The organism is Limosilactobacillus alvi (assembly GCF_016900115.1).
In the GTDB taxonomy this organism is placed as follows: Bacteria; Bacillota; Bacilli; order Lactobacillales; family Lactobacillaceae; genus Limosilactobacillus; species Limosilactobacillus alvi.
In genome coordinates this window covers 1-22,875 of sequence record NZ_JACJJQ010000029.1, presented here as the reverse complement: position 1 = coordinate 22,875, position 22,875 = coordinate 1, and the positions used below count along the sequence as shown (strand labels likewise).

Here is a 22,875-nt window from a genome sequence, read left to right as displayed (position 1 = left end):
ATACATAAAATCCCCTAAATCAAAAAAATTGGTACTGCTAGGATTTTACTCCTATCAGTACCAAATATTGTAGACCCAAAATAAACGCTATAACCTCAATGTTAATCGGGGTTACAGCGTTTTTTATTTTCGTAAAAATAGCAAAAATATAGCAAACTCATGTCACTTTAGATCGATGATAGTCGTTTTATACTTTTGCTTTGCCCGATTGGTTACATGCAGGTATACTTCTCTAGTAATAGCAGAATCGGAGTGACCAACTCGATCTTGGATTATATAAAGAGGTACTCCAAGCTCAGCCAGCTTTGATACGTGAGTATGCCGAAAAATATGAGTGGTAACTCTTTTGTTGATTTTTAGATCGCGCTTAGCACGTCGTAGCATTTGATTAAGTGCGGTAAAGGCAAAAAACTTATTGTCATCGAGAAAGAGAAAATCATTGAGCTTCTTGCCTTGTTGGTATTGGTTGTAAATCTCAACTACTCGTTTGGGCAGCAGAAGAGTACGATTACCACTTTCTGTTTTCGGATTATTCTGCTTATAGTAGTCCTCCACCCGACTAGTAATGTAAGAGATGGTCCCATCTACGGTTGCGTAATATTGGCCATCTTCATTGGTAATATTCTTAATTTGCATTCCTAGGGTTTCACCAATTCGCATGCCTGTTAGATACTGCCACTCGAAGATATCAGCATAACGCGGTCTACGCTGTCGGACATAGTCTAAGATGGCGGTCAACTCAGCCTGTTCTAAGAACTTTTCTGAAGGGACGGTAGTTTTTTTCTTCCAGTTCACATCTAGCGTTTTGATGGGTTGGTTAGACATATAATCTCGCTTATAGGCAAAACTAAGGATCGAAGTCATCCGGTAGCTAACCGCTCTAACCGTTGGGTTGTTATAATTATCCTCATAGAGCATTTCCTCATATGCGTGGATTAAAAGTTTGGGGGTGATATTGTTGACCAATGTATCCAGACCAAAATATTTTATGATGTGTTTCTTTGCAACAAGATAGCTTTCCCAAGTTGCATCACGAACTTGGCCTCGATATATTGGTTCCCACTCTTTGATAACTTCGCCTAAAGTTACGCCAGTTTTGATATTTCCATCTTGAATCTTACGGAGCTTGGCTTGAATTTTATCTTCGAGGATAATTTGAGCCTTCTTACGACTAATACGATTATTATTAGGTAAAGTAACACTTACGGTCCGGTATTTATTAGTGAGTGGATCCTTATACCGATCAAAAAATTGAAAGTGAGCAGTTTTAGTTTTTTGTACCCACATCGGTATTACTCCTTTCTTGAAACTGTATTTGGTTTATAGACATAAACTGATCATTAGTTCTTTAGTGGTTATTTTTAAACCCGCCAGTGTAATGACGGGTTAATTATTATTATTTAGGCAATCAATTCTCGCTTAATATCTTGAAAATCACCAAAAGGAATGGTTATAAAGCCAACATCATTAGCAATCTTTTTAATTTGTTCGTTAGGACGAGATACTTTGTCGTTATATATCAACATTAATTTTGGTGATCTGTAATCAAACGAAGAGTTATTTTTAATATCACTGAATTGGAAAGCGGTTTGCATAATGCTTTTGTTGTCGATATGGTTTGTAACGTCAACAATTTTAAGTGGGTGGTTTTGACGTTGAGGAACGACATATGGATATTGGTAATTGATACCAGTTCGCCCAGTGAAATGACTTGGAATACCACCTAAATCACTCTTATTTAGCTTATCAATTACATCATCGATAAACATTTTTCTAACTTGAGAACGTTGAGTGAATGAAAGATCCCCAATTTTAAGAATTGCTGAAGTTAAATCAAGTTTCATTCTTGGGAAATCGGATGAAGTACCTGTATTAAATAAAGTACCATCGTCACTGAGGGTAACATTATATTGTGTACAGATCTTTTCTAATATTTGTTGTCGGGCATCAGAAAGATTGATATTCATCATTTCTAAATTATCAAGTGTGTAACCGTCGTCATCTAACTTGATTTTGTTACCAGCTAACGTTGATAGGTATAGAGTAATCCTATCTCCAATGTTATCTGTGAATGGAGTTACGATTTCATCTGAATCGTCTAGTTGATTAACGCGATAGCTTTTACTAAGAAAGTCGTAATAATTATTTAATAATTGCTTCGTATCATTCATATTAATTACACCTCCTAGACGAGATTACGACTAACCTGCAATCCCTTGATCTCAAAATTGTTATACGTTAAAAAGGCTTTTAACGATTTTTCTATATCATTTTTTAAGTAAGGATAATTCTTAAGATCAGATAATGGAATAGCTTTGGAACCTTCATTGTGAGATTTATCAAAAATGTGTACATGAGGTGTTGGTACATGCTCATGTACTTTTCCATTAATATCAATTCTAATCATAATTCCATTATTACATTTTAATAAGTACGTAAGATTGTTTTTTCTATGATGACCTTTACGATTTTGAAATACCGTAAATCGTTCTTTAGATTCAAATTTACCGTGACCTTGCATTTTTGATTGTGTTTTTGGAGCGGCTATGTGAATTATATCATCTAGTTCTTTTGGTAATTCATGCAAGTAAGTATATTCTTTATCTTCCATTTGACTTATCCTCTCAATCAGCCCCCGAGGCTGGCTTTTTAATTATCAGCATAAGGATCTTGACCTTGCCGATACATATTAGTAGCTTGAATCTCACCAGAACTCTTCATGTTATCAGGAGTTGATAACAAAGCATCCCGTGCGGACATGCCTTGATGTTCCATTTTATAAGCAGCGGGCGACTCACCGTATTTATTTACAAAATCGTGTAAATTATCAGTAGTTGCCAAAGCATCTTGCTGTTGCTGAGGCTGTTCTGTTTGCTGGTTAGTCGGTGTTTGATTACTCTGTTGAGTTGTTTGTTGCTGACTAGTTGAACTATTAGTCGCTTGGCTAGAACTGGATTTCGTTTTACTATCCTCGTGTTTTTGCTTATGTTTCACCACTTTATGACTTGATGATGAACTCGAAGAACTACTTTTTGAGGATGTATTACTGCTACATGCTGCTAAAGACAAAGCCGCTAATATTGAAGTGGCAATAGTTAAAACTTTTTTCATAATTATAATTCTCCCAAATTAAGTTTTATTCTTAGGGCTAGCATTTACATGCCTGATACATAAAAACCGACCATGTAGGCCGGATTTGTGAAGTTATTTCATTGATGTTTGGGTTTTTACGGTAACTACACCATCATCAAAGGTAAGAACAAAGTTAGCGCCAGAATCGCCCTTGATACCGGAAGTGTATGACCAAGTTTCACTATTTTTACCCAAAATGTTCGTGTGACTGTAGCCATTTGGTTTGCCAAATTTATCTAGAATTTCCTTTTTAGTTTGTCCATTTTGAATGGTGTCATAGTCAGCTAAAGTAATCTTGTGTTTCCGATTAACCTTCAAACCATCAATTACCTTATTCACAGCGTGGCCATCTTCAAAACCGATCGTTAAGCTAGAACCAACTATTGCACCGTCCCAAGTTTCTGTATCAGTTTTAACGCCTTCCAGTTCATCAGTTGAAGTGGTTGAAGGTTTCTTGCCAAATAGTTTGTTAGCTTCTTCTTTAGTGGTTCCATTGTCCTTAGAAAGATTTATCTTCTTATAGTTAGCGTAAGTAACTTTACTTCCCGACTTTTTTGAACTACTTCCGCTACCCATAGCGCCACCAACACCGATAATAACGACAATTACAAGCAGCCAGAACCAAATCCGCTTATAAAATGGTTTCTTTTGAACGTAAGTGTTGCCGTTAGCGTCCTTGATTTTCTTTGCCACATTAATCTCCCCCTAGAAAAAGATAAATACAGTACACAGCTTTTATCGTCATTCAGTTAGTTTTGGACGTAGGAGAGTATGACCCGATAACTTCCTTGACTTTTTCTACATAGTCAAAAGAAATCCCGTTTTGTTTCATGAAAGTTATGTAATTGAGTTCTTCTGGTTCCAGACCGGTGATATCTACATAGTCTTGTACCAACTGTCTAATAGCTCCGTTGTTGGCTTCTGCTTCCATTTCCATACGGGCTTGGACAGTTGCAGTATACAAGACGCTTTGGTCATGCTGTTTTGTTATGTGCTCAATTTCGTGTAAGGTCGCGAAGTTCTGGACTCGCTCTGGGTAACGATTTGACACCCAGACAAATAGCAAGTCTTTTTCATTAATTTTACCAAAAGAAGCGTAGGCTGTTTTTCAAAGTCGCCATAAATAAGGTGAGCATTTAACGCTTTGCAGATTTCTTTAGCGTTCATTTTGCCACCACCCTTTTAATTGTCCCGTCCTTCCAGGTAAGCACGCATTAGACGGCGCATAACTTCATGATCATGTTCAGTAACTGGTTTGCCATCGTAGCTCATAATGGTCCCAATTGCTTCGTCGACAGTTAAATCATTAACAGGAGAACTTTCAGATTGCTTTTTGCCTAATAAATAGTCAGTTGTAACATCAAACAACAAAGCGAGCTTTTTAATAGTATCTAAATCAGGCTCACGAGTACCATATTCGTAGTTGGCATAAACTTGCATTCTTTTTAAACCTAATTTTTGTGCAACATAAGTCTTAGACCAACCACGTTCTTCTCGTAATTGTTGAATTCGTTCGCCGAATGCAGACATGATTAGTTCCCCCTCTGATGTTGATTAGTGTTTCCATTATTATAATATATTTAAACATAAAGTGTTATTTTTTCTTCAAAAGGTTTAAATATAGTGTTGACTTACTCAAATAGAATAGTATTGTATAAACATAAAATTACTCATTAAGAGTAATTTAGTGAGGAGGGAAGCTTATGCCAAGTTTGGTTAGTCCGAGTGCTAATAGCGATTTAAAAAAATGATCGTGAAGCATGGGCTAAAGCAACGATATGTAGCTAAAGAAATTGGGATCACTCCTAACTATCTTAGTGCAATTTTAAATGGCCGTAAGAATATGAATGCTGATATTGCTATTCGAGCGACTAAGTTGTTCGGCGAATATAGATTTATCACTGGTAATTAATAACATTACTTTAGAGAAAGTGGGGGTAGCTGATTTGACAAACTTAGCAACCAATACTTCTGGTACAATCTTAAACCTGGTCACTACTTTATCTCATACACATTGCCAGAAGAGCTTGATAACTATCAGTCGCGAGTACGGATTACAGATATGGATCATGCAGAAGCGTCATTTAATATGTACGGTACAACAGTAACTGGCAATCGATGTTATCTCGAGTTCACAGTTCCAAAAGACGGTAAAAATTACTGGGCTTGCATATATAGTACTCCATTAGGTATTACCCCTACCTCACCACTTAACTTTAATGATGTTTTTGTAGCCAAGTTAAATTATTAATTTCAAGGGGCTTCGGCCCCTGTACATAAAAGCAAAATTACTGGTACAATTAATTAACAGTACAATTGAAAGGTTACAATAATGCAAATGATGCAAGATCTCATTGTTTATGTCGATGAATCAGGTAATCCTGGGCATGGTAGAGGAAGATACTTTACAATTGCGTGTGTAGTTGTTTCAAGTGAAAACGTGAAAAACATCCATCGAAAAATGAAGCGACTATGTAAAAAGGTTAAAGATAATCATCCAAGCAGGATTTGGAAGAGGGGTGAAGTAAAAGCCTCGAGTATTAAGCCTTTTGAAAGGTCTGAACTAATTAAACAGCTGCCGAAAAATAAAATTAATGTTTTCTACATAGTTATTGATAAGAAATGGTTAGTAGAAAGAATGTTTAAAGATAAAGCCATTTCATACAATTATTGGTTAAGATTAGTTATTGACGACATTCTTGATTATTATCCCGAATGTAAAACTTTAGCTATAAATATTGATAAACGAGATATAAAGGTATTTAGTGGTAATTCATTTGAAGACTATTTAAACATTCATCTTATTTATGAAAGAAATAAAGATATTGCAGTGACAATTGATTATCCAGAATCTCATTGCAATTATGGCATTCAGATTGCTGACTTTATTTCAAATGGGATTAACTATGGATATGTGTCGTCAAAAAATGATGACAATATTATTATGAATTCAATAAATCCTTTGTGTAGGAATCATGATTACTTTCCATACAATAAATTTGGATTGTAAAATATTTACAAATAGGGTTAGTTATAATAAACTAATCGTAGAGGTAAGACCTGTATTCTGTGAGATCTTGCGAAGTATTCATAAACTGCCTGTTGTGGTAGTCAGCATATAGGTACTCAAAGGCGACTTAAAAGTCGCTTTTTTACATATATGGACGAATATTGATCGATATAGCAAAAATATAGCAAACTTCTGCAAAATGGGTATTGTTCTTAACTTCAAATTGAAAGAAAAAACTTTATCAAGACGTTGGTATACCGACCATTAATGATGATTTGAAAAATAATAAATTGCACCCATTAATTTTGGAACATAAACAAAGATAAGCAAAATAAACGCTGTAACCTCAATGTTAATCGGGGTTACAGCGTTTTTTATGCTAGAAATTAGTTAGCAATTTCTAGAGGAACAAATTTCATTTGTGCGACATCAAAAAGGCCTTCATCGGTGAGCTTTAATTTTGGAATTACTGCTAAAGACATAAAACTTAAAGTCATCAACGGATCGATATTTGCCGGGATCCCTAAAATATCATGAGCAACTTGATCAAAGTGAGTTTGCGTTTTGACGATAACTTCTCCTGGTTGGTCACTCATCAAACCGGCAATTGGTAGAGCAAATTTGGCCTTTACTTGACCATCTTTGACGGCGACTGCTCCACCACCTTGGTTGATCAGCGCTTCAACTGCCGCTTTCATTTCTTCATTATTAACCCCAGCAACAATAACGTTATGAGAGTCGTGGGCAATGGAACTAGCGATGGCGCCATGCTTCAAACCGTAATCGGCAAGTAGGGCTACAGCAAGGTTGCCGGTATGATGATGACGTTCGACAACCGCTATTTTTACGAGATCCTGGTAGGGATTAAATTTAAAATCATGGTCAGAATCGACGGTTGGTTGAAGATGTTTTTCACCGGTAGCAACTTGGCCTGGTAGAACTTGAATTGCCCGGATCATTTTACCACTCAGGTTTAGCTTAAATTGTGAAGTGGAGAATGGTTTAACCGCCATCGTGTTAGCAACGGAATCAATTGCTGTGCGTTTTACAGGAAGGAGGTATTGATGATTCTTGGCGACAATTTGGCCCTTGATTAAGACCTGTTCTACTTTAAAATGTTGTAGATCATCAACCACGATTAAATCAGCCCGCCGGCCAGGAGTGATTGCTCCCCGATCCGCAAGACCACAATATTCAGCAGCATTAAGGGTCGCCATTTGAATTGCGGTGATTGGATCCAGACCATTAGCAATTGCTAGCCGAATTGAATGATCAAGATGACCAATTGAAAGCACCGTCTTGGTTTGGACATCGTCACCGACTAGGAGACACCGGCGGGCATTGGCTGAATTAACAATCGGGAGAAGATCAATTAGATTATGTTCAGTCGTTCCTTCCCGAATCATTAGATACATTCCGACATCAAGGCGGGCTTGGGCTTCCTCAATCGTCATACATTCATGATCACTAACAGCTCCAGCAGCGGCATAAGCATTTAGGGCTTTTCCCATTAATTCAGGAGCATGGCCGTCAATCCGATGACCAGTTGCTTTGGCAGCTAAAATTTCGTCAAGCATGGTATCATCATTATTAATTACCCCAACATAATTCATTAATTCTGCTAGGCCATCAACTTGATTATCTGCCAGGCGAGGTTGAATATCTTTGGCAGTTAAATGCGCGCCAGCGTGTTCAAAAGGGGTTGACGGAACACAAGGCGGCATCATAAAGCGAATGTCCATCGCTGCTTGCTTAGCTGCTGTTTGCATGTAATTAAGACCGGTTAAACCAGCTACATTAACAATTTCGTGGGGATCGGTGGAGACTGTTGTGGTCCCGTGGGGGACAAACAATCGCGAAAATTCTTCAGGAGAGACATAAGCTGATTCAATATGGATGTGGGCATCAATGAGGCCGGGAGCAAGAAAGTGATGGTTAAGGTCGATTGTTTGATGTCCATCATAATGGTCGGCAATTCCTGCAATTAAACCATCACTAATGGCAACATCACCGTTTATCAAGCGGTGTGTCATTACATTGACGATACGGGCATTTTTTAAAACCAAGTCGGCTGGGATCCGGCCAGCAGCGACGTCAATTAATTTTTTAAGCGTTGCTTTTTCCAAGATTAAAACTCCTTTGAAGATAAATTGTCGACCATTATAATGATTTTCGACTATATATCAATGATTTTACGAACTTTTTTTAAATTGTTGAAAGAAACATCCGAAAATGTCACACGGATTTAATGAAAAATTAGTTGCAACTGTGCTTGAATAAGTTACTTTGGTTCTAATTGATGTTGTGGCAAAATATGGCCAAATTACCCATTTAGTAGGGCGAATATTAGGAACTGGATCAGGAATTTATAATTTTTACTACGTAACTGGGTGTTTAATACTTGGTTGGATCGCGGGTCAATGCTAATTTTAGAAGAAGTTGAGTAAAAAAAGCACATATTAAATTTAAAATATCAATCGCGAGCATAACATTATCTAATGAAAGCACTTAATGGTAAAATGAAGACAATCATTAGGTAAGGAGGTCATTAAATGGTAGAAAAGAATTTAACTTTAGCTCAATTAGCGCAATATGATGCTCAAGATGGCCGTCCTGGTTACGTGGCGGTGGATGGAGTGATCTATGATGTTTCAAATAGTCCAGCTTGGCAAAATGGTGAGCACCACGGAAATCTTGCTGGACATGATGTTTCCAAGTCAATCCATGAAGTTTCACCGCACGGAATAAAGAATTTAGCAAAGCTACCAGTTGTAGGGAAAGTTATTCCAGAATAAGTCAGAAGTGGGGAATGAGGTTAATGCCTGGTTCCATCCCCACTAACTAGTTTAGGGAGGTTAGGGAAAAAGCTCCTTGACGGCCTGGTTGGGATAAGAAGAACGAAGGTTGATTCATTAGAATCAGCCTTTTTAGTATCAAAAATTAACATTTGATAATTTGTTTCGGAAACAAGTTTTAAAGTAAAAATGAGAATAATAATTAATTTTGTTGGAATTTTAGGTTAATTATCTTAACTTTAATCTCGTTTTTTATGTCAATTTTAGTGATGGGTACTTTGACAAATTAAATAAAGCTCTTTAGACTAGTTTTAACTTATAAGTAATTCTAATAAAGTTTGGAGGTGGGATCGTGGATTATCAATTATTCGACTATGGTGATCAAGCAATTGTTATTGAATTGGGGAAGGTAATTGATCCGGAAATTAATCGTCGAGTCCAACTTTTAGGACAATTGATCATGAAGGCAAAGATTCCGGCAATCGAAACGATTATTCCAGCCTATGCGACTTTAACGGTTACCTTTAATGGGCAAATTACCAATGGCAAAATGTTAAGGCAACGGTTAGTCCCGATTATTGAAAGTTCATTAAGTGGTGATTTACCAGTAGCTAAAACCTGGCTTATCCCTGTCGCTTACGGTGGTGAATACGGTCCTGATCTAAGGGATGTGGCTGACTATGGGGGAATTACCCCGACGGAAGTGATTCGGCTCCATACTGCACAAAAGTACTTAATTTACTTTCTTGGTTTTCTTCCGGGATTTGCCTATATGGGGACGGTGCCTGATCAAATTGCCATGCCCCGTTTAGCAAGCCCCCGGCTTAAGATCCCAGCTGGAAGTATTGGAATTGCCGGTCAGCAAACTGGTTTTTACCCAGTTACTTCTCCAGGGGGATGGCGTATTATCGGACAAACACCACTTAAGCTGTATCAACCAGAAAATCCAGTTAGCTTTTATCAGGCGGGGGATCAAATCCAATTTGAGGCCGTTACTCCCGCTGAATTCAAAGCAATTCAGTTAACTGTTCAAGCGAAAACGTATCAACCAAGGGAGGCAGAGTAGATGGCTTTTCTACAAGTAATTGAACCCGGACTCCAAACAACCATTCAGGATACGGGGCGAGTTGATGCCCAACGATTTGGCTTCCCGGCTTCCGGCAGCGTTGATCGAGCGGCAACGCGCTTAGCAAATTTACTGGTTGGTAATGCTGAAGGAACAGCGGTCCTAGAGTTTCCTTTAGTTGGACCAACCTTAGAATTTGAACGTTCAACCTTCATTGCTCTAACCGGCGCCAGGTTCAAGGCAGAGTTAAACCATGCGTTAATCCCAATGAACCAATGCCTTCAAGTACAAGCTGGCGATATTCTAAAGATTGGCCCAGTTGAAAAAGGGCGGATTGGGTACTTAGCTATCGCTGGTGGGATCCAAACCGCACCAGTTCTTGGGAGTCAGTCAACAACAATTCGCCTGCATCTCGGTGGCTTTCACGGTCGCGCGTTAGAAGCTGGCGACTTAATTCCAATCAAAAAACAAACAGTTTTGACCAGTTTTTATCACCGCCGGGCGCAAGCTCAACGGCTACCAAATCAGGATGAGATAATAAAAATCCGGTTGATTAAAGGACCACAATGGCAGTGGTTTGATCATCTCAATCAGCAAAGGTTATTTCAAGGAACCTTTAAAGTAACTAACCAAGCGGACCGAATGGGGTATCGACTTGGAGGAACGAAACTGCAGGTTCCGAAAAAAAACTTGTTATCAACCGCAACAGTTAGGGGAGCATTGCAAATTCCCCAAAACGGTGAACCAATTGTGTTAATGGCTGATCGTCAAACCACCGGTGGTTATCCGGTAATTGCGGTAATTGCGACCATTGACCTAGGTTATTTTGCCCAGTGCCAAGCAGGACAAAAAATTCAATTTGAATTAATTACTTTAGAGCAGGCGCGGCAAGCTTTAGATCAACTTCGGCAAGAACTGGATCAATTTGAGCAGACCGTATTAGCGGGGAAATATCGTCCGCCATACGGAATAAGCCGGGTTGCCAGCCAACGGATTAGTCGAATGTTGGAGGAGTAAGAAAATGGAAATTGATCAAACAGCGTTAGAAAAATTAACCAAGCTACTAGAAAATAGTCAACTTACAGAATTAGAGTACCAGCAGGGGGAAGAGAGGATAAAGCTTAAAAAAACACCAACAAAAGTCAATAGTAATACTACTTCCCAAGTTGATCGATCTGACCAAGCCCCAGTACGAGCCCCACGGACTGATGTGGTTGAAGGCCATACCATCAATGCTCCAACGGTCGGAATTTTTTACACGGCAAAATCACCACAAGAACCGGCTTATGTCAAGGTTGGGGATGAAGTAAAGGCCGGTCAAGTTGTTGGAGTTATTGAGGCAATGAAGGTTTTTACCAACGTCGTTAGTGATGTTGATGGAATTGTGGAACGAGTGCTTGTAAATAACGAAGAGGGGGTTGAATATGGACAACCACTTATTCAAATCCAGTAGTTCAATTAGTAAGTGGCCTTTTCATAAAGTTTTGATTGCGAACCGGGGTGAAATTGCGGTCCGGATTATTCGAACTTGTCGGGTACTTGGCCTCCAGACGGTTGCTGTCTACTCCACTGCAGATGAGCAAGCTCTGCACGTGCAATTAGCTGATGAAGCCGTTTGTATTGGTCCTGCCAATGCTGAACAGTCCTATTTAAACATTAGTGCTATTATTTCAGCAGCCCAATTAACAAGAGCAGAAGCGGTTCACCCTGGTTATGGCTTTTTATCAGAGAGTGCTGAATTTGCCCAGGCTTGTCGGCAAAACCACTTGAAATTAATCGGGCCGAGCCCGGAAGTGATCAAACTTTTAGGGGACAAAGAAACAGCACGTTTAACGATGAAAAAGGCGGGCCTTCCAGTCGTAAAAGGAAGTCAAGTGGCAATTACAACCCTAGCTGAGGCCAAACAACAGGCGGATCAAATTGGTTACCCAGTAATGCTAAAAGCAAGTGCTGGTGGTGGCGGCAAGGGAATGCGGATTATTAATTCAGCAGGTGAATTAAAGCAACAATTTGCCACTGCTCAAGAAGAAGCCGTTGCTTCCTTTAATGACAAGCGGATGTATTTGGAACAATACTTACCAAATCCCCGCCACGTTGAGGTTCAAATTATTGCCGACCAATATGGCAATGCTGTGGCTTTAGGTGAACGGGATTGTACAATTCAGGCCCGCCACCAAAAAGTGATTGAAGAAGCCCCCGCAGTGATTTTACCGGCAAACGTTAGGGAAAAGATGCTCCGCTGGTCAGAGCAAGCAGTTCGCCAATTAAACTATGAAGGGGTGGGAACGATTGAATTTCTTTATAATCCTGATGGTAGTTTTTACTTTATGGAAATGAATACCCGGATTCAAGTTGAACATCCAATTACGGAATTGATCACTGGGACAGATTTAATAGAAATTCAATTACGGATCGCTGCTGGGGCAAGGTTGAGTAATCGGCGGCCCCAACCATTCGGTTTTGCTATGGAATGTCGGATTAACGCTTTGACACCGGGAAAGATCAGTGCGCTCCATTTGCCAGTAGGTCAAGGGGTGCGAATTGAGACGGCGCTATATCAAGGCTACCAAGTCCCAACTAATTATGATGGGATGATTGCCAAGATCATCGTTTATGGTGATCGGCGCCAACGAGTTCTCCAACAGATGCAAGCAGTAATTGATGAAACGGTGATTGGTGGAATCCAAACAAACCTTGATCAATTAGAGCAAATTTTACAAGAACCAGATTTTCAACGGTTAGTTACCGATGTCAACTGGCTTGATCAAAAGTCAGCTTCGTAAAGCAATAAAGGGGATAATTTGATGGTGAGGATTGATTTAAATAGTGATCTAGGTGAAAGTTATGGTCGTTACCAGCTCGGTAACGATCAGGAATTAATGGGGTTGATTACTTCAGCAAACGTTGCCTGTGGTTTTCACGCCGGAGATCCAGATGTAATTGCTGAGACGGTGACCATTGCTAACCAGCGGGGGGTTGCCATTGGCGCCCACCCGGGATATCCTGATCGCCAGGGATTTGGACGGCGGTACATGGCAATGAAGTCAAGTGAGGTTGAACATTTAATTACTTACCAAATTGCGGCGCTGGCTGGATTTACAAAGGGTCATCGCTTACATCACGTAAAACCTCATGGAGCATTATATAACGCTGCTGCAAAAGATCCTAAATTAGCTTTAGCAATTTGCCGGGGGATTCAGAAGTTTGACCCTGGTTTACCGTTATATGGCTTAGCCGGCTCAGAATTAATTAAGGCGGCTAACCAAATTGGTTTACCAGTTAGGTCAGAGGTTTTTGCTGACCGGGCCTATCAAGCAGATGGTAGTTTAGTATCGCGTTCCCAACCTGGGGCAGTCTTAACTGACCCTGAAGTTGTTGCGAAGCGGGCAGTAGGGATGGTTGAAAACCAAGCAGTTACTGCCATTACTGGTGAAATTGTAAATCTGAAAGCAGATACGATCTGTGTTCATGGAGATAATGCCGCAGCTTTAGCTTTAATCAAGCAGTTACGGTTGGCCTTAGCAGAAAACGGAGTTGAAATCACAGCAGGATAATAAAAACTAGGAGGGAGTCTATGCAAGAAAAACTAAGTCAAAGTCACCACCAAACCGTAAAAAAAGCCGCCCTTGGTGGGGCTTTCTTAATGGCGATGTCGGCGGTTGGTCCGGGTTTTCTAACCCAAACAGCCACCTTTACACAAAGTGAAAAAGCTAATTTTGGCTTTGCCATTTTAATTTGTATTTTGGTCGACATTATTGTGCAGTTGAATATTTGGCGGATTATTGTCGTGGCAGGAAAACGCGCACAGTTAATTGCTAATGAAGTCGTCCCGGGCTTAGGCTATCTCTTATCGGCTTTAGTCGCATTAGGCGGCCTTTTCTTTAATATTGGGAACGTGGCTGGCGCTGGCCTCGGGTTAAACGTATTGTTTGGTATTCCGGTTATCTGGGGGGCCATTCTCTCTGCAATTTTTGCGATTGGGATTTTAATCGTTAAAAATGCTCTCAAGTACGTGGATTGGACGGTGCAAATTTTAGCGATAATCGCAGTCCTGGTGTTAATTTATATGTTGATAGTAACCAAGATCCCATATGAACAGGCTGTTAGTCATACCTTTGCTCCAACGAAAATTGATTTCTATTCGATTTTGACAATTGTTGGGGGGACTGTTGGGGGCTATATTTCTTTTGCTGGTGGTCACCGACTCCTTGAAGGTGGGGCAAAAGGCCAAGCAGATATAAAGTATGTTAACCTCGGGGCTTTAACGGGAATTGGCTTAGCCTCGGTGATCCGGGTTATGTTGTTCCTAGTTGGGCTAGCGGTGGTTTTGACCGGCACAAAACTTGATCCAACGAATCCTGCCGCTTCGATTTTTAAAACTGCTGCCGGAAGTTTTGGCCTGAAATTTTTTGGTTTGCTACTTTTTGCAGCGGGAATGTCGTCAATTATTGGCTCAACCTTTACCTCAACTTCGTTTTTAGACTATGCGGTCAATGACCGGTCAGTTCGGTTCCGAGATTATTTAACGGTTGGTTTCATTGCCTTTGCAACGATTGTTTTTGCCCTCGTTGGTCAACCAGCAAAGGTTCTCGTGGTAGTGGGCGCGTTGAACGGTTTAATTTTACCAATTGCGTTAGCGATCCTATTAGTTGCGGCCCTTAAAGAACCAATTATGGGAGTCCGTTACCATCATCCAATTTGGTTATCAATTACGGGTTGGATAGTGGTCCTTTTCATGGCCTTTGCCAGTTTAAAAACCATCTTTACCTTATTCTAAGTTGGTCATCATCAAAAGCGGTGGTTGCATTGCAATCAGTCGCTTTTTTTGGTTCAATTGAAATGAAATGGTTATTTCGGGAGGTAAGTTGGTAATGGAGAAATGGCAAAATTACTATTCAAAAGAGGAACAAGCAGCGCTAACGGAGAAGGCGAAGCAGAAAATTAAATTTCCCACTACCCTTTATCAACTTGCAAAGGCTAATGGTCAGTTCATCCCTAAACATGCACGGATCAAAGCTTGTCAACGTGCTCAGATGCCTCTTCTGAAGGCTGATATTCAAAATCTGACCGCCTTGGCTAATGGACAGAAGCTCCCAGCATCGCCAAAGAAAAAGGCAAAGCGATCACAAACAAAGGTGTTACGAGAACAGGAGACACTACCAAAGATCACTGCTAAAGAACGGCTTCAACGGATCTTAAGCCAATATGATAGTTGGGTGCAAACCGGTGAAGAAGTTGGCATTATGCAGTTTGAAAAACACCGTCGCTATCGGATTCAAGCGGCCGACGTGCTGAAGAATCCTGAAGCTACAAATTACGCTTTGAATCGCCAAGCTAATTTAATGGAAAATCAGCTCGAACGGCTAATGGAACGAGTTGAACGCCGGCAAGATAACCAACGATTTTATTGAAAGAGGATGAAAAGATGATTGCAAGACGACGGGTTCATTTGATGGGGACCGTAATCGATGTCCAGATCGATCACGAAGAGGCGGAAGTCTTGGCGGATGAAGTAGTGCATCAGCTAAAATTGTACGAACATCGTTTTAGTGCAAATGATGATTCAGCCGAGTTAATGCAAGTCAACCATCAGGCTGGTAAGCAAGCAGTAAAAGTAGCTCCGGAGTTATTCGATTTAATTCAAATTGGTAAAGATTATAGTCTAATGCCAGTCGGAAACTTAAATATTGCCATCGGGCCCCTCGTTAAGCTCTGGCATATTGGCTTTGATGATGCTCATAAGCCGGGTGATGATAAAATTAAAGCGCGGCTAAAGCTGACTAATCCCCACCAAATTGAATTGAATCCAGTTCAACAAACGGTTTTCCTAAAGCAAGCCGGAATGGAGATCGATTTGGGGTCGCTTGCGAAGGGGTATATCGCTGATCTACTTACCGATTATTTACGCCAAAACGGGGTCCAATCGGCCCTCTTAAATCTCGGTGGGAACGTGGTTGTGATCGGCGGGAAGCGGAGTAATTCGGATGGTTATTGGCACGTTGGCCTGCAAGATCCAGCTCAACCGCTTGGCAACTACCGGCGGGTATTAAATCTCCGCGATCAATCAATTGTAACTTCTGGGATTTATCAACGAAACCTGGAAGCTAACCATCATTTTTATCACCATATTTTTGACAAACATACTGGTTATCCAACCCCCACCAAGATTACAAGTTTATCGATTATTTCTAAACGGTCGGTTGATGGCGAGATTTGGACAACGATGCTCTTTGGAAAACCACAAGCTGAAATTCAACGTGTAGTGGAAGGGCTACCAGGGATTAAGGCTATCGTCATTGATAACCGGAACCAGCTGTTTGAATATCATGGCCCAGATGATTAGATTGACAATTTTTCATTACCGTTTACAATTAAATTAGAAAATGTAACTGGAGTGCCCGTGCACCGGGCTGAGATGTGTTTTAGAAACACGGATCCATTGAACCTGTGAGTTAGAACTCGCGTAGGGACGTTACGGAGGCGTTATCCTGCGGGAATAACGCCTTTTTTGATGTTCCGGAAAGGAAAAAGATGAAGACAAACTTAATTGACCAAATTAAAGCTCAACGTCCCTTAGTACTAGTGGTGACCAATTTTATTACTGCTGGGGCAGTAGCTAATGTTTTAAGCGCAGCAGGGATGTCACCGATGATGCCATCTGACTTTCATGAGGCTACTGAGCTAACCCAGTTAGCGGATGCCGTAACCATTAATATTGGCTCGGTTGACAGTGATCAAGCGGCTTTAATTGATGCGGTGATGGCGACTGCAACCCAACTGAGTAAGCCAATTGTCTTAGATCCGGTTGCAGTAAGTGCGAGTCAAGCTCGGCAAAGTTTAGTCCAATCAATTCTAAAGAAAGGGGTAACTTTAATTCGCGGTAATGCGAGTGAGATTGCTTATTTAGCAGGAATTCAAAGTCAAGCCCGGGGAATTGATGCCGGGGACGAAAATAATCCGGCTTACCTGGCCCAACTTTGTGCGCAAAAGCAGCACTGCTTAGTGGTTCTTTCTGGGCCAATTGACTACGTGAGTGATGGTAAAACTACAGTTGAATGTACGATGGGAAGTCCAATGATGCCAAAAATCGTTGGAACTGGTGACATGCTTTCGGCTTTTTTGAGTGGTTGCCTTAGCTTACCGATTAGTCAATTTGAAGCTGTCAAATTTGGAACGGAATACTTTGGCCAGGTAGGACAAAGAGCAGATACCGGGAAACTTGGTGATTGGTCGGCTAATTTCTTAACGATCTTGGACCAAGCAAATTCAAAAAGTTGGAAGGGAGTAGGAAAATGAAAAAACAATTTCCTCAAGCTTTAACAATCGCTGGATCTGATTCTGGTGGTGGGGCTGGTATGCAGGCGGATCTAAAAACAATGCAAATGCGACATGTTTTTGGGGCATCTGTGGTAGTTGCTGTAACCGCCCAAAATACCCGCGGGGTAAATGATGCTTTTACCCTACCTAAAACAATTATTGATGAACAATTTGAAGCGATTGCTGATGACTTAGCGATTAAAGCTGTCAAAAGTGGCATGTTAGCCAATAGTGACACTGTGCGGACGGTTGCCAAAAATTTACGGAAGTTTAACTTTGGCCCTTATATTCTTGATCCGGTAATGGTTGCTAAAGGGGGTGCTCATTTATTGACTGATGATGCTGTAGCAACGGTTAAACAGGAATTGTTACCACTTGCAAGCTTAGTAACCCCTAACTTACCTGAGGCTGAAGTTTTAACAGGAATTACGATTAAGGATCAGGGAGCAATGCGAGTGGCAGCTGAAAAACTTCAAACTTTGGGTGCTAAAAATGTCTTAGTTAAGGGTGGCCATTTGGACACTGAGACCGCGGCAAGTGATTATGTGTTATTGGCCGATGGGACTGACTTTTGGTTGAGCGGTCCTCGGTTTGAAACCATTAATACCCATGGCACTGGTGATACAATTTCTGCTTGCATCGCTGCTGAAATCGCTAAGGGAACCGACCTTAAGTCTGCAATTCAAATTGGTAAGGCTTACGTAACAGCGACAATTCGGGATGGGATCCTTGTTGGCCACGGTCATGGACCATTAAATCACTGGGCGGTGTAAAACAATGAAATTTAAAACCGAAATGTTAAATGCTTACCTCGTTGGTGGCAGTCAAGATACTGAAAGTAATCCGGTAAAGTTACTCGAGCGAGTGGAGATTGCCCTAAAAAACGGAATTACCATGTTTCAATATCGGGAAAAGGGAACCGGTGCTTTACAAGGACTAGCGCGTCAAAAATTAGGCCATCGACTTCACAATCTCTGTCAACGTTATCATTGTCCGTTCGTTGTTGATGATGACCTCGTCTTAGCCTTAACCTTGAAAGCAGATGGAATTCATGTGGGTCAGGGCGATCAAGCAATTCGTCAAGTTACAAAGGTTGCTCAGCAAGCTGGAATGTTTGTCGGCTATTCTTGTAATACGAAAGCTGAAATCCTACAGGCTAATCAGCTTACCGGGATTGATTATTATGGAATTGGGCCAATTTTCCCGACCCAATCAAAAGCAGATGCTGACCCGGTGCTAGGGCTTCAAAAACTGATCGAGTTAAATCAATTAGCTAAAAAACCGATCGTTGCCATTGGTGGAATTAGTAGTAATCGACTTGCCACAGTTCGTCAAACCGGTGTTGCTGGGATTGCTGTAATTTCTCAAGTTCTTGGAAGTGATGATGTTGCCTTAGCTAGTCGGCAGTTAGTGGGTGAAAAAGGGTTAAAAAACTGATATAATGAGGCCATCATTTACCAGGAGGACAAAGATGCGCGTTAATGTTTTACAACATACCCCAAGTGAAGGCCCGGGTTCAATTTTACAGTGGGCAAAATATCACCACCATGAAGTATTTACCTATCATCCTGCTCAGTTTGGTAAGTTACCATCGGTTCAAGAGACTGATCTACTAGTGATTTTAGGGAGCCCTCAAAGTCCAAATGATGATTTTCCTTGGATTAAAGCGGAACGGCAATTAATTAAAGAAATGTTAATAGCAGACAAACCGATCTTTGGGGCTTGCTTTGGGGCTCAACAAATTGCGGTTGTCCTGGGGGCAAAGGTTCATAAGGCAGCAGTTAAGGAAGTTGGCTGGGCGCCTGTTAATTTACAAAGTGATGTCTTAACTGATTTTCCACAAACGGCAACAGTCTTACACTGGCATGAAGAAATGTTTGAACTTCCAGAAGGGGCAAAGTTACTTTTTACTAGTCGGGATCATCAAAACCAAGGCTTTGCTTATGGTGACAAAGTGATTGGTCTACAATTTCATTTTGAGCCAGACTTATACAATTTACGATCAATGGTTGTGAATGATGGGGATTATGCCGATGAAGGAAATATTTTGAAACAAACGGCTGATCAAATTTTAGTTCACGGGGTGCCAAAAGAAAATGTAAGTTTAATGGCCAAGCTATTGGACCAAATTGTTAATGCTTAAAATAAAAAAATTACCAAAGTGATTGACAATCCTGATAAGATCGTTTAATATAAATAATCGTTGTCAGAGGTTAATTACTTTGATTTCGGGAAATAGCTCAGCTTGGTAGAGCACCTGGTTTGGGACCAGGGGGTCGCAGGTTCGAATCCTGTTTTCCCGACTTTGATTGGCTGGGAGAAACGTACTGTTTCATCCCAGCTTTTTTAATTTAAGCAAAAATTTAAGTTTTGTTTACGAGGAAAGCCAATGGAATTTACTTTTAAAAAGCAACGAAATTACCGTGTTTATTTATTCTATACTGCGGTATTTATTTTAATTGCGCTTACTATGTATGGAACATATCTCTTTACTGGTAATAGTCTGATTTGGAATAAGGATCCGCTAAACCAACATCTTCCCTTATTAGCTGAGTATCGGAAAGAGCTAGGCACCTTTATCCAGCATCCTTTTAAAACGCATCCCATGTGGTCATGGAAGATGGGGTTAGGGGCAGATACTTTTTCAATTTTTTCGTATTATACAATTGGGGATGTATTTACCTACTTGGCCTTTCTTTTCCCGGTAACTAAGTTAGTGATGGCTTATCAGTTAATGATCATTTTGCGACTCTATTGTGCCGGCTTAGCTTTCATCTGGTTTGCCCGTCATTTTCAGCTTAAAGATTGGGTGATGGTTGCCGGTTCAGTGGTTTATCTAGTTAATTCGTACCTTTTATATGCGAGCCTTGCCCAACCTTTCTTTACTACAACTTTTATTCTTTTTCCCATTTTGGTTGTCCAAACCGAGCGAGTTTTAAAGGGTGGATCCTGGTGGCCATTAGCGGGCGCCTTCTTTTGGATGCTCGTTAACAATTATTATCTAGCTTACGTTTTGGGACTAGGGACGATCATCTTTTTGGTTTTGCGAATTGCAACTCATTATAGGCATCGCCTTGATTGGGGCGTGACAATCCTCAAATTGGCTTTAGCAACGATTACGAGTTTGCTTTTAAGTGCTGTCCTGTTAATTCCCGAAATTATTACCGTGATGCATTCAACGCGGGCTGGTTCTTTGTTTGCCAATGGATTAAAGACATATCCAGCATATTATTACTTGTTCTTGCCAAAATCGTTGATCAATGGTGGTCAATGGTCCTTTATGTTCTGGTCAGCTTTAGGGATTGTTTCGATCGGCTTTCTGGGAATTGTCTATATTTATCTCAATGTTCGGCGGTATCCCTTAATCGCAGTTGCTTTAGTTTTAGCCTTTGTGATGCTACTAATTCCAGCGGTCGGTGCCTTCTTCAACGGAATGATGGCGGCTTCAAACCGGTGGACTCTCTTGATTTACTCACCATTAAGTATGGCAGTTTGTTTTCTTTTACAAAATGCAGGAGATTTATCACGCCATCAACTTTTAATTATGACCTGGGTGACGATTGGATATCTGCTAGTCGTTTTGATTTCATACTTCTTTAAAAATGATCCAGCATTATTCGTACCAGTAATTTGTCTTTTGGGGAGTCTTTTGATTTTGTGGCTTCTTCATAGTCAAGTAATTGTTCATCCAGCTCGGTGGTTAATGGCCTTATTGCTTGCAAACGCTGGTTTTAATGCCATTTATGCGGCTTTCCCATATAACGGGGACTTCGCTAGTGCAATGTTAACCAAAGGGCAATACCAAGCAATTACCAAGCAACGGTATGGCGGCTTAGATCAGGGCCTTTCCAAATCACCAACTTACCGGGTTTCAACAATTAGCCAAAACGAGATTATTCCGGACATTTTAAATGACAATGACCTTTCAACAGGTTTACACAATATTGATTCTTATTATTCCCTTCAAAATCAGTATTTAGGGGACTTTAGTCGTTCGTTACAAAATACCCAGTATCAAGCTAACGTTCCTTTGCGCCAAGTTGATGACCGGAGTGTTTGGTTAAACTTTTTAGGGGTGCGCTATCTCTTTGTTCAATCAAATGGCGATAACGCCTTAAAGTGGCCTCAAGGTTATTTCTTGGATCAATCAACGGAACCTCAATATGATTATGATGCCCCACAGCCAAGTAATGCGACGCAAAAGACCGATTTGACTCCGATCCAAACAAATCGGTTGAAGACTAACCAAGCTTTTCCGCTGATCTACTGGCAGGACCAGGCAATTTCTAAGCACCGGTATCAAAAACTTTCACCAACGGAAAAAGAACGGGCTTTGGCAAGTGGAGTAGTTGCTGATAACCAGGCGATTAAGGGACTGACAAATGCTAATTTGAAGGGGAATGTAATTAAGGTTAAATCGCAAATTATTTCTAATCGCTTTAATGTAATTAATCCGCATCATTTACAATTACTCGATGCGGATGAAACTTATAAATTAGTTTTCCCGGATGTGGCAAAAAAAGCTGTTAAAAAGCAATTACGACAAACCGAATTGCATGTTGAATTTGCTTCGATCAAGTATCACCCACTAACTTTAAAAGAACAGTTAAAAGCGGAAATCGATCACCTTCACCAAACAGCCCAGTTTAATCCTGGGGGGATGATTAACCATTGGTCGGCTTACTACAAGTATTGGCGTTACCATTTAATCAATGGCTCACCGGATATGAGTTATAGTTTACAAATTAAGAGTAAGTATGGAACAGAAAAAATCACTCAGCCAAAGCAAAGTGTTTTGTCCTTCTTTAAAGTGGTAAAGAATGGCACAATGAATATTGGCTATTTTGAAAAAGACTTTCCGCAACAGTTGACTTTTATACCAACTAAACTTGGTACGTATGACCTAAAATATCAAGTTGTGGCCGAGAAACTTGGTACCAAGTATCAAAAAGAAGTTAAAACCATCCAAAATCACCGGCTTAAGAATCTAAAATTTGAGACTAATCAGATTAGTGGAGAAATTACGACTCCTCGTGTAGGAATTTTAACTTCGTCAATCCCATATTCGAGTGGTTGGGAGGCAAAGGTCGATGGTAAGGTTGTTAAAACTATCCGAACCAATCAAGCTTTCTTAGGCGTGCGCTTGCCGGCTGGTCATCATCGAATTGTCTTTACTTATCATGTCCCTGGTTTAAGAATAGGGGTAATTATCAGTCTTTTTGGCTTACTCTGGACATTCCTAATGGCTGTAATTACCTGGCTTGTTCGTCGGCAGCCAAAATAATTTAAAATTGGTCTTGCAATTTTGGCTCAGTTTGATATACTAAATAAGTCGTCAAATGGTGACGAGTCAAATTGGGCTATAGCCAAGCGGTAAGGCAACGGTTTTTGGTACCGTCATGCGCTGGTTCGAATCCAGCTAGCCCAACTCCTTGAAGCGAAGAGGTTGCTCTTCGCTTTTTTTGTGTATAAAAAAGCGGGTCTACAATATTTGGTACTGATAGGAGTAAAATCCTAGCAGTACCAATTTTTTTGATTTAGGGGATTTTATGTAT

23 protein-coding genes, 2 tRNA genes and 1 riboswitch are annotated in these 22,875 nt (G+C 40.5%); of the genes, 18 read left to right on the top strand and 7 right to left on the bottom strand.

Annotated features, from left to right (window positions below):
- Positions 1-162 precede the first annotated feature (162 nt).
- The 6 genes from H5993_RS06700 to H5993_RS06675 all read right to left on the bottom strand — a co-directional run bounded on the left by H5993_RS06700 (position 163) and on the right by H5993_RS06675 (position 4,662).
- Positions 163-1,287, bottom strand: coding sequence for a tyrosine-type recombinase/integrase (locus H5993_RS06700; protein ID WP_204776741.1), 1,125 nt, complete (start codon positions 1,285-1,287; stop codon positions 163-165).
- A 113-nt stretch (positions 1,288-1,400) separates the two neighbouring features.
- Entirely contained in the window at positions 1,401-2,171 is a 771-nt protein-coding gene (locus tag H5993_RS06695) for a DUF1828 domain-containing protein (RefSeq protein WP_204776740.1), read from the bottom strand.
- Between the two features lie 14 nt (positions 2,172-2,185).
- Positions 2,186-2,611, bottom strand: coding sequence for a DUF6978 family protein (locus H5993_RS06690; RefSeq protein WP_204776739.1), 426 nt, complete (start codon positions 2,609-2,611; stop codon positions 2,186-2,188).
- 38 nt (positions 2,612-2,649) lie between these two features.
- Entirely contained in the window at positions 2,650-2,997 is a 348-nt protein-coding gene (locus H5993_RS06685; protein WP_239458021.1) for a hypothetical protein, read from the bottom strand.
- A 207-nt stretch (positions 2,998-3,204) separates the two neighbouring features.
- Positions 3,205-3,825: a DUF3862 domain-containing protein gene (locus H5993_RS06680; protein WP_204776737.1), complete on the bottom strand. Its 621-nt coding sequence runs from the start codon at positions 3,823-3,825 to the stop codon at positions 3,205-3,207.
- 489 nt (positions 3,826-4,314) lie between these two features.
- Positions 4,315-4,662: a helix-turn-helix domain-containing protein gene (locus H5993_RS06675; protein ID WP_204776736.1), complete on the bottom strand. Its 348-nt coding sequence runs from the start codon at positions 4,660-4,662 to the stop codon at positions 4,315-4,317.
- Between the two features lie 217 nt (positions 4,663-4,879).
- On the opposite strand from H5993_RS06675, the gene H5993_RS06670 reads away from it, so the two are divergent.
- Both H5993_RS06670 and H5993_RS06665 read left to right on the top strand, forming a co-directional pair.
- Entirely contained in the window at positions 4,880-5,044 is a 165-nt protein-coding gene (locus H5993_RS06670) for a helix-turn-helix transcriptional regulator (RefSeq protein WP_204776735.1), read from the top strand.
- A gap of 420 nt (positions 5,045-5,464) precedes the next feature.
- Entirely contained in the window at positions 5,465-6,142 is a 678-nt protein-coding gene (locus H5993_RS06665) for a DUF3800 domain-containing protein (protein ID WP_204776734.1), read from the top strand.
- Between the two features lie 386 nt (positions 6,143-6,528).
- Here H5993_RS06665 and ade read toward each other — a convergent pair whose 3' ends face one another.
- Positions 6,529-8,268 (bottom strand): adenine deaminase, encoded by a 1,740-nt coding sequence (gene ade, locus H5993_RS06660; RefSeq protein ID WP_204776733.1) that lies wholly within the window; start codon positions 8,266-8,268, stop codon positions 6,529-6,531.
- Between the two features lie 426 nt (positions 8,269-8,694).
- On the opposite strand from ade, the gene H5993_RS06655 reads away from it, so the two are divergent.
- From H5993_RS06655 to H5993_RS06580, 16 genes are all read left to right on the top strand, one after another.
- The gene (locus H5993_RS06655) at positions 8,695-8,937 is read left to right on the top strand and encodes a cytochrome b5 domain-containing protein (RefSeq protein WP_180871988.1); all 243 of its coding nucleotides are present in this window, start codon (positions 8,695-8,697) and stop codon (positions 8,935-8,937) included.
- A gap of 352 nt (positions 8,938-9,289) precedes the next feature.
- The gene (pxpB, locus tag H5993_RS06650; RefSeq protein WP_338033138.1) at positions 9,290-10,003 is read left to right on the top strand and encodes a 5-oxoprolinase subunit PxpB; all 714 of its coding nucleotides are present in this window, start codon (positions 9,290-9,292) and stop codon (positions 10,001-10,003) included.
- Entirely contained in the window at positions 10,004-11,020 is a 1,017-nt protein-coding gene (locus tag H5993_RS06645) for a 5-oxoprolinase subunit C family protein (RefSeq protein WP_204776732.1), read from the top strand.
- Positions 11,021-11,024: 4 nt separating this feature from the next.
- Positions 11,025-11,456 carry an acetyl-CoA carboxylase biotin carboxyl carrier protein gene (locus H5993_RS06640; RefSeq protein ID WP_204776731.1) on the top strand — a complete coding sequence of 144 codons (432 nt, stop codon included), beginning with the start codon at positions 11,025-11,027 and terminating at the stop codon, positions 11,454-11,456.
- A complete protein-coding gene (locus H5993_RS06635; protein WP_204776730.1) occupies positions 11,428-12,786 on the top strand; it encodes an acetyl-CoA carboxylase biotin carboxylase subunit in 1,359 nt (452 codons plus the stop codon). Before H5993_RS06640 ends, H5993_RS06635 begins: the two co-directional genes overlap by 29 nt.
- A 21-nt stretch (positions 12,787-12,807) precedes the next feature.
- Positions 12,808-13,557 carry a LamB/YcsF family protein gene (locus tag H5993_RS06630; RefSeq protein ID WP_204776729.1) on the top strand — a complete coding sequence of 250 codons (750 nt, stop codon included), beginning with the start codon at positions 12,808-12,810 and terminating at the stop codon, positions 13,555-13,557.
- 20 nt (positions 13,558-13,577) lie between these two features.
- The gene (locus H5993_RS06625; RefSeq protein WP_204776728.1) at positions 13,578-14,780 is read left to right on the top strand and encodes an NRAMP family divalent metal transporter; all 1,203 of its coding nucleotides are present in this window, start codon (positions 13,578-13,580) and stop codon (positions 14,778-14,780) included.
- 94 nt (positions 14,781-14,874) lie between these two features.
- Complete coding sequence (locus H5993_RS06620; RefSeq protein WP_204776727.1) at positions 14,875-15,414, top strand: hypothetical protein; 540 nt, start codon at positions 14,875-14,877, stop codon at positions 15,412-15,414.
- A 14-nt stretch (positions 15,415-15,428) separates the two neighbouring features.
- Entirely contained in the window at positions 15,429-16,346 is a 918-nt protein-coding gene (locus H5993_RS06615; RefSeq protein WP_239458020.1) for an FAD:protein FMN transferase, read from the top strand.
- Between the two features lie 37 nt (positions 16,347-16,383).
- Positions 16,384-16,491: riboswitch (TPP riboswitch) on the top strand.
- Between the two features lie 43 nt (positions 16,492-16,534).
- Complete coding sequence (thiM, locus tag H5993_RS06610; RefSeq protein WP_204776726.1) at positions 16,535-17,299, top strand: hydroxyethylthiazole kinase; 765 nt, start codon at positions 16,535-16,537, stop codon at positions 17,297-17,299.
- A complete protein-coding gene (gene thiD, locus H5993_RS06605; RefSeq protein ID WP_204776725.1) occupies positions 17,296-18,093 on the top strand; it encodes a bifunctional hydroxymethylpyrimidine kinase/phosphomethylpyrimidine kinase in 798 nt (265 codons plus the stop codon). Before thiM ends, thiD begins: the two co-directional genes overlap by 4 nt.
- A 4-nt stretch (positions 18,094-18,097) precedes the next feature.
- Positions 18,098-18,757 (top strand): thiamine phosphate synthase, encoded by a 660-nt coding sequence (gene thiE, locus H5993_RS06600; protein WP_204776724.1) that lies wholly within the window; start codon positions 18,098-18,100, stop codon positions 18,755-18,757.
- A 34-nt stretch (positions 18,758-18,791) separates the two neighbouring features.
- Complete coding sequence (locus H5993_RS06595) at positions 18,792-19,463, top strand: type 1 glutamine amidotransferase (RefSeq protein WP_204776723.1); 672 nt, start codon at positions 18,792-18,794, stop codon at positions 19,461-19,463.
- A gap of 86 nt (positions 19,464-19,549) precedes the next feature.
- Positions 19,550-19,623: transfer RNA gene (locus H5993_RS06590), tRNA-Pro, on the top strand.
- A gap of 86 nt (positions 19,624-19,709) precedes the next feature.
- A complete protein-coding gene (locus H5993_RS06585) occupies positions 19,710-22,604 on the top strand; it encodes a YfhO family protein (protein WP_204776722.1) in 2,895 nt (964 codons plus the stop codon).
- A gap of 72 nt (positions 22,605-22,676) precedes the next feature.
- A tRNA-Gln gene (locus tag H5993_RS06580) sits at positions 22,677-22,748 on the top strand.
- Positions 22,749-22,875: the final 127 nt, after the last annotated feature.

Coding starts and splice junctions, on each gene's coding strand:
- H5993_RS06635 (WP_204776730.1), top strand. CDS start 11,428: ATGGACAACCACTTATTCAAATCCAGTAGTTCAATTAGTAAGTGGCCT.
- H5993_RS06675 (WP_204776736.1), bottom strand. CDS start 4,662: ATGTCTGCATTCGGCGAACGAATTCAACAATTACGAGAAGAACGTGGT.
- thiM (WP_204776726.1), top strand. CDS start 16,535: ATGAAGACAAACTTAATTGACCAAATTAAAGCTCAACGTCCCTTAGTA.
- H5993_RS06645 (WP_204776732.1), top strand. CDS start 10,004: ATGGCTTTTCTACAAGTAATTGAACCCGGACTCCAAACAACCATTCAG.
- H5993_RS06655 (WP_180871988.1), top strand. CDS start 8,695: ATGGTAGAAAAGAATTTAACTTTAGCTCAATTAGCGCAATATGATGCT.
- H5993_RS06700 (WP_204776741.1), bottom strand. CDS start 1,287: ATGTGGGTACAAAAAACTAAAACTGCTCACTTTCAATTTTTTGATCGG.
- H5993_RS06620 (WP_204776727.1), top strand. CDS start 14,875: ATGGAGAAATGGCAAAATTACTATTCAAAAGAGGAACAAGCAGCGCTA.
- H5993_RS06695 (WP_204776740.1), bottom strand. CDS start 2,171: ATGAATGATACGAAGCAATTATTAAATAATTATTACGACTTTCTTAGT.
- H5993_RS06640 (WP_204776731.1), top strand. CDS start 11,025: ATGGAAATTGATCAAACAGCGTTAGAAAAATTAACCAAGCTACTAGAA.
- H5993_RS06595 (WP_204776723.1), top strand. CDS start 18,792: ATGCGCGTTAATGTTTTACAACATACCCCAAGTGAAGGCCCGGGTTCA.
- H5993_RS06585 (WP_204776722.1), top strand. CDS start 19,710: ATGGAATTTACTTTTAAAAAGCAACGAAATTACCGTGTTTATTTATTC.
- H5993_RS06630 (WP_204776729.1), top strand. CDS start 12,808: ATGGTGAGGATTGATTTAAATAGTGATCTAGGTGAAAGTTATGGTCGT.
- H5993_RS06670 (WP_204776735.1), top strand. CDS start 4,880: ATGATCGTGAAGCATGGGCTAAAGCAACGATATGTAGCTAAAGAAATT.
- H5993_RS06625 (WP_204776728.1), top strand. CDS start 13,578: ATGCAAGAAAAACTAAGTCAAAGTCACCACCAAACCGTAAAAAAAGCC.
- H5993_RS06665 (WP_204776734.1), top strand. CDS start 5,465: ATGCAAATGATGCAAGATCTCATTGTTTATGTCGATGAATCAGGTAAT.
- thiE (WP_204776724.1), top strand. CDS start 18,098: ATGAAATTTAAAACCGAAATGTTAAATGCTTACCTCGTTGGTGGCAGT.
- thiD (WP_204776725.1), top strand. CDS start 17,296: ATGAAAAAACAATTTCCTCAAGCTTTAACAATCGCTGGATCTGATTCT.
- H5993_RS06615 (WP_239458020.1), top strand. CDS start 15,429: ATGATTGCAAGACGACGGGTTCATTTGATGGGGACCGTAATCGATGTC.
- H5993_RS06690 (WP_204776739.1), bottom strand. CDS start 2,611: ATGGAAGATAAAGAATATACTTACTTGCATGAATTACCAAAAGAACTA.